We start from the raw sequence: 5,722 nt of genomic DNA, 5'->3' as shown, positions 1-5,722 counted from the left end.
GATTATAGGAGCATTTGGCCTTTTTTGTGATATTACAACATACCGACGCACCCCAGCATTGCGAGGACACTATGTCAGCAAGAAGCAAGCCGTTCCAGCCCGGAGCGGTTCTATGTGAGATCATCGTTGGCGCATGTCGCGCCTCAGACCTCGGCGGGCGTGGGAAGCAGAACATCCACACCAGCACCACTCCCGTGGCTACCTGCGGACAATCTGGGGACGACACGGGCCAGGCGCGCCTCAAACGCCGGAAGCGCATGGCACCCCGCGATGCGGTGCTGAGCGAGGGAACGCGTCACGGAACGCGTCCCCGGTGCCGGAGAAGGGGCGGGCGCCCCGAGACGGTGGCGGTGTAAGCCATGGGGCAGGCATCGCGCAAATTCGAACTGGTTGAGGCCAACGCCTCGGGGTTGACCAATCCGCCGCTAGAAGCCGTTGGTCAACCTGTTGGTCAACCATTGGTCAACCACGAAAAATGGTTGCCGATGAATGACCTGGTCGAGTTGTCTGGGGTATCCAAACAGGCGGTCAGCAAAGCCCTGCAGTCGCGCAAGTGGCGCGGTGTCGATCTTCTTGTCAGAGAAGTTGAAATCGGGCGTGGCGGTGCTGGAGGTCGAGCACCTCAAGCGCATGTAGACCACTTACCCGCTGATCTGCGGGAGGCCTGGTATCTGGAGCGTGGCATCGTGCTCCACGCAAAGCCCGATGTGGCGACCGGCGGCACCTGTCTTGTACCGGAGCAGGCCCACCAAACGGATGCACGCTTTGAGGCCGATCTGGCTTTGGCGCGGTGGCGGCAGGAGGTGATCCGCCCGGCCCTGGCCTTTGAGAAGGGCTCACCTGAGCGGGCGGCGGTGATCGAGGGCCTCACCCGGGAACCGCGCCTGTTCCCCAACGGGAAACGCAAGCTGATCTCCAAGCAGACGCTCTATAACTGGCTGCGCGACTATGAGGCCTTTGGTCTAAATGGTCTGGTCCGCAAGCGCCGCGCCGATCACGGCGTCCGGCGCCAGACGGTCACCCGCGCCTGGGATGCGTTTTTTGAGGCGCATATCGATGCGGCCACGCAGGCCGGGATCGGCGCGGACCTGACCACCTATATCCGGTCCCTCTGGGCAGCGGGGGAATGCGGCTGGCGCGCGATCTCGGAGAAATCCACCACCCGCCTGATCGAGATGAGCCGAGACCTGCGGGTCGTGCCCTTCGAGGCGCTGGAGCTGGGCCGGTGCGGCGACACGAATGCCAAAGGCACCCAGTTCGGCCTCTGTAATGTGAACCGCCGCCAGGTGGAGCATCACCGCCAATACGCGCTTCTCGCGATCAAGGACAAAGACAACGCCACCTTCCAGGACAGGTATGTGCCCTCGATCCGGCGGGACTATGCCACGTTGCTGCCACGTCAGATCGTGGTGGGGGACGTGCACCCCGTGGATATCATGATGCGCCGCGCCGATGGCACGGTGGTCTATCCCAAGGCGATTGCCTGGTACGACGTAGCTACCAATGAAATCCATATGACGTTCGTGCTTTGCGAGCCCGGTGAAGGCATACGGCGCGAGCATGTGGCCCAGAGCTTTGAGGCGATGGTCGCGGAATGGGGCCTGCCCGAGATGCTCTATCTCGACAACGGGTCCGAGTATTCCTGGGATGCGATGATCGGCGGGTTCACCCAGCTCTCCAGACTGACGCAGGGCGGGCTCAAGGTGTTTGATCTCACCGGTGATCCGAAGGTCGCAGCGCGCGTGGCCGAGGGCCGTGAAGCCGTGGTGCGGTCGATGCCCTACAATGCGAAGGGCAAGCCGGGCATTGAGGGTGCCTTTGGCAACATCGAGCAAGTCTTTTTCGCCACAATCCCAGGCTGGACCGATGGCGACCGCATGAACAAGAAGACCCACGCCAAGGGCAAAGACCCGGTGGCCTTCGATGGCGATGCGAGTGCCTTTCTGGAGACCGCTGGCAAAGCCTTGGAGTGGTATCACAAGCGCCCTCAGCATGGGCGGCTTGCAGGCATGAGCCCCAATGAGGCCCTGCGCAATTTCATTGATCAGGGATGGGGCAAGACCACACTCTCGCACCCCGAGGTTCTCGCCCTCGCCTTTGCCGAGGAGGTCGAGCGCATGCCGGATCGCGGGCGGGTGAGCTACACCCCCCGCCGTGGCGAGACGATCTATTTCTACGACGATGCGCTCCTGGGCCTCACCCACAAGATCACCCTCCGGGTGCCCGCCTTCAATCCCGCGTTTGTGTTCTGTTTCGCCAATGGTGAGTTGATCTGCCAGGCCTTCCCGGAGCGCACCTTTGGTGTCCTGGATGATGCAGGCGCTCGGGAGGTCAACCGGCGCGGCAAGGCCTTCCGCCGCCAGATCGCTGAAAAGCGCAAGCATGTGGCCCTGTTGTCGCTGACCGAGGAAACCGAGCGGCACATCGCTCATATGCCCGATGCGCCGGAGGCCCCGGTGGCTGCAGTGGTCGATGCCGGGATCATCGACCGCATGGTGCGCATGGATGCCGAGGCGCGCGCAAAGGCCCTGGCCGAGGCCGCCAATACCGAGCCGCGCAAACCCATTGAACAATGGAAACCGCCGACCCCCGAGGTGGTCAGGACTTTCACATATGCGGAGGAAGAGGATTGAGGAGCTTCGTCGAAACGGAGATGGCGGGCCGGGCGCGCATGATGTGCGAAACGGTGATGTCCGTGCCACAATACAGCCGCCTGGGTCAGATCACGGGTGATCCGGGCACCGGCAAGACCTCGGCGACCTACTGGCTGGCCGAGACGCTGGGGGCCATTCGTATCGAGGCCTGGGCAGGCATGAAGGAAAAGACCTGCCTGCAAGAGCTGGCGCATGCCTTTGCCAAGGCCGGATATCCCATCGATGCGAGCGGCACATCCAACACCCTGATCCAGCGCCTCATCCGGCAGGGGACCGAGGGCAAGCTGATCATCGTGGATGAGGCCAATCACCTGCGCTGGCCCACCCTTGAGATGCTGCGCTCGATCTCTGACATCGGCGGCGCGGGGCTGGTGATCGCGGGCACGGACTTGCTGGCCAGAAAGTTCATCCACCCGCAAATCCGGGTGTTCCTGGAGCAGTTCCGCCAGCGGATCGGCACCAAGAAGGTGGTGATGCAGCCGGTGCAGGAGGCGGGCGAGATGGCCGCCTATGTCCTGGCCCCGCGCTTCGGGAGCATCACTCAGAAGAGCGCCACGGCCTTTCTCAGAAAGACGGGGGGCAACTGGCGCTTAGCGATGGCCCTGGCCGATGCCTGCGCCCGCCTCATGGAGAATGAGGGCATCGACAAACTCGATGAGCGCGTGGTCGAGACCGCTGCCGCATGGATGGCGGGAGAGAGTTGAGGATGGCCGTTCCCGAAACCGTCCAGGAGCTGGTCTCCCTTGCCGCGCCCCATGCCCTTGATGGCGCGCCCTTCACCGCTGCGGACCGGCTGCACAAGGCCGCCGATGCTCGCACCGCCCACGCCATCCCTGCGGGGTATCCCAACCCACCGGGCTTGGCACCATTGGCGAGACCAGCACCCTCAGCGCAAGCGCAGGATTGAAGATCACGTTCATGGCATACTCCCATGCTCTAACGCCGGGGCACTCGGATCATGATCAGGCAGCGACCCTCGGTGCTTTCAACTCGTTGTTATTTCTGTCAAATTGGGCGGATTCTGTTGAAGAACTCGGTGCAATTGACTGCCAGATTATCGCTGGAGAACCAGCGCGAGTTGTTTGGTCCGGACGCTGGCCCAGTCGTCTCGCAAATGGGCTGATTTGGCGGGTCAGATCATCCCATGGCCTCCGTTTGGGCGGTCCTGGGCCTGAGCTTGGCGAGCTTTCTGAGGTTCTGTGCGATGGCAGCGAGCAGGAACTCATCTTTTGCCCCGTTCGGGCCGCGCAATCGCAACCTGGTCAGGTTCAGGATGCGTTTCAGATGCGCGAAGAGCATCTCAACTTTCTTCCGTTTGTCACGGCTGACCTTGTAGGCTTTCGTCTTCCGGCTCGATCGCGCGAAGTCCCGGGCGTCCTCGTGCTCTTCCCGGCTGATCGATCTGCAGATCGCATTGGGGCAGCACTTCTCTTTCGATGGGCACCCCTGACAATCGGATTTTAGAGCGCGATACTTTCGGGTGCCGCGGATGTTCTTGTCGCGATTGGGATCGGAGTAATTCCGGCGGAACTGCTTCAATGCGAAACCTTCGGGGCAAATGTATTGGTCGTTGGCCTCGTCGTATTCAAACTCAAAACGGGTCCATGCGCCGTCCTTGCGGTTCGAATGATCGATCACTGGAATGAAGGGGATGATGCCGCGTTTCTTGACCAGCCACCCCAAGTTGTCGCTGGATCCATAGGCCGTGTCCGCGGCAAGCCAATCCGGCCGGATGCCGAAGCGCTGTTCAGTGCGATCCAGCATTGTTTGCGAGGCACCCACCTCGGCCTGTCGGATCGCCCGCGTGGCTTCAACATCCATGATGACTGAGCTTTTTGTGTCGATCAGGTGGTTCGTGGCATAGGCAAAGTAGGGACGACTTTCCTCAGCTCGGGTCCACTGAGCTGCCGGATCCGACTTGGCGACGAACTTAGGTTGTACCGGCGAGGCTGCACCGAAGGCCGCATCGTCTAGCGTTTCAAGGTACTCTCTGGCCGCGCGATTGCCCGCAGCTCGAGCGACGTCTTCGCTCCAGTCCTTAGCCGCAATGGAACGGGCTTTGTTGGCATCCGCCGGTATCAGGCTGGCGTCGACAGCAAAGCCTTCGCCTGACACGAGGTCCTCCTTCAGGCAGCGCTCCACCGTCGCCTCGAAGATATGGCGCAGCATGTCGCTTTCCCGAAGCTTGCCATGGCGGCACCGCGAGAACGATGAATGATCCGGCACCTTGTCCTCCAAACCGAGCCGGCAAAACCAGCGATACGCAAGATTGAGATGCACCTCCTGGCACAGTCGTCGTTCGGACCGAATGCCCATCGCATAACCAATCACCAGCATCCGGACGATCAGCTCGGGATCGATCGAAGGGCGGCCCGTGTGGCTGTAAAAGGGCTTCAGCCTCTCCCGCATGTCGCCCATGTCGAGGAAACGGTCAATCTCTCTCAATACGTGATTAGGCGGCACATGTGCGTCCAAATCGAACTCATAGAACAGCTGCGCTTCAACCTTTTGAATGCCCATCATCGCCCGATCCTCCCAATCTCGATAAATCAAGTGAATCAAACGACTTGCCGCACTGCAACACAGAGTTCTTCAACACCATCGGCGGACTCCAGTCATTCGCTGCGAACGCGATTGCTCCTTCCAAGAGTCTGGATTGCGGCCATTCAAATGTGGAATTGCTTGCGACTCCGGAAATCTGGCCGCTATATTTTGCAGGCGAAAATTCATGAAATTCGCGAATTCCGGTATGCGGTATATACCGGAAGTATAGTACTATACTTAGATAGAAATTCGCTATTTCCGAGAATTTTGTGTACTCTAATGTAGTATGAACGATTCGAGACCACCGCTGGCTCGCGGGCGCGCCCGCCTCACTGCAGTCATTCAGGCTTCAGGGGATGTCGTGCGTATTGACGATGCAGTGCGAGCTTTGGATATCGACCGTCACCAGGCCGCGAAATTACTCTCAAGATGGACCGCCCAAGGCTGGCTCAGGCGAGTTGGTAGCGGGGCATATGTACCTGTTCAGCTTGATCTTCTCGATGCGAGGCAGGTCTTGCAGGACC

At 60.6% G+C, this 5,722-nt stretch carries 6 protein-coding genes; 4 read left to right on the top strand and 2 right to left on the bottom strand.

Translation table 11 applies throughout. The features are described from left to right. Window positions 1-143 precede the first annotated feature (143 nt). Window positions 144-299, bottom strand: a complete 156-nt coding sequence (locus tag ACRZ95_RS22600) for a hypothetical protein (RefSeq protein ID WP_480424923.1) — start codon at window positions 297-299, stop codon at window positions 144-146. 60 nt (window positions 300-359) lie between these two features. Here ACRZ95_RS22600 and ACRZ95_RS22595 point away from each other — a divergent pair, with 60 nt between their 5' ends. Genes ACRZ95_RS22595 through ACRZ95_RS22585 form a run of 3 tightly spaced genes read left to right on the top strand, consistent with a single transcriptional unit; the run spans window position 360 to window position 3,561 of the window. Next, window positions 360-2,633, top strand: a complete 2,274-nt coding sequence (locus ACRZ95_RS22595) for a helix-turn-helix domain-containing protein (RefSeq protein WP_480424922.1) — start codon at window positions 360-362, stop codon at window positions 2,631-2,633. Beyond that, window positions 2,630-3,358, top strand: coding sequence for an AAA family ATPase (locus ACRZ95_RS22590; RefSeq protein ID WP_480442447.1), 729 nt, complete (start codon window positions 2,630-2,632; stop codon window positions 3,356-3,358). Before ACRZ95_RS22595 ends, ACRZ95_RS22590 begins: the two co-directional genes overlap by 4 nt. A 2-nt stretch (window positions 3,359-3,360) precedes the next feature. Next, the gene (locus ACRZ95_RS22585) at window positions 3,361-3,561 is read left to right on the top strand and encodes a hypothetical protein (protein ID WP_480423912.1); all 201 of its coding nucleotides are present in this window, start codon (window positions 3,361-3,363) and stop codon (window positions 3,559-3,561) included. Between the two features lie 230 nt (window positions 3,562-3,791). Here the strand turns inward: ACRZ95_RS22585 and ACRZ95_RS22580 are convergent, their stop codons facing one another. Continuing rightward, the gene (locus ACRZ95_RS22580) at window positions 3,792-5,177 is read right to left on the bottom strand and encodes an IS1182 family transposase (protein WP_480424921.1); all 1,386 of its coding nucleotides are present in this window, start codon (window positions 5,175-5,177) and stop codon (window positions 3,792-3,794) included. Between the two features lie 307 nt (window positions 5,178-5,484). Here ACRZ95_RS22580 and ACRZ95_RS22575 point away from each other — a divergent pair. Continuing rightward, window positions 5,485-5,722 (top strand): type IV toxin-antitoxin system AbiEi family antitoxin domain-containing protein (locus tag ACRZ95_RS22575; RefSeq protein WP_480555626.1); only part of this gene is annotated, 238 nt, incomplete at its 3' end.

The sequence above is a fragment of the Ruegeria sp. AI3 genome (genome assembly GCF_056541245.1).
This window is presented reverse-complemented; position numbering and strand designations above follow the sequence as displayed.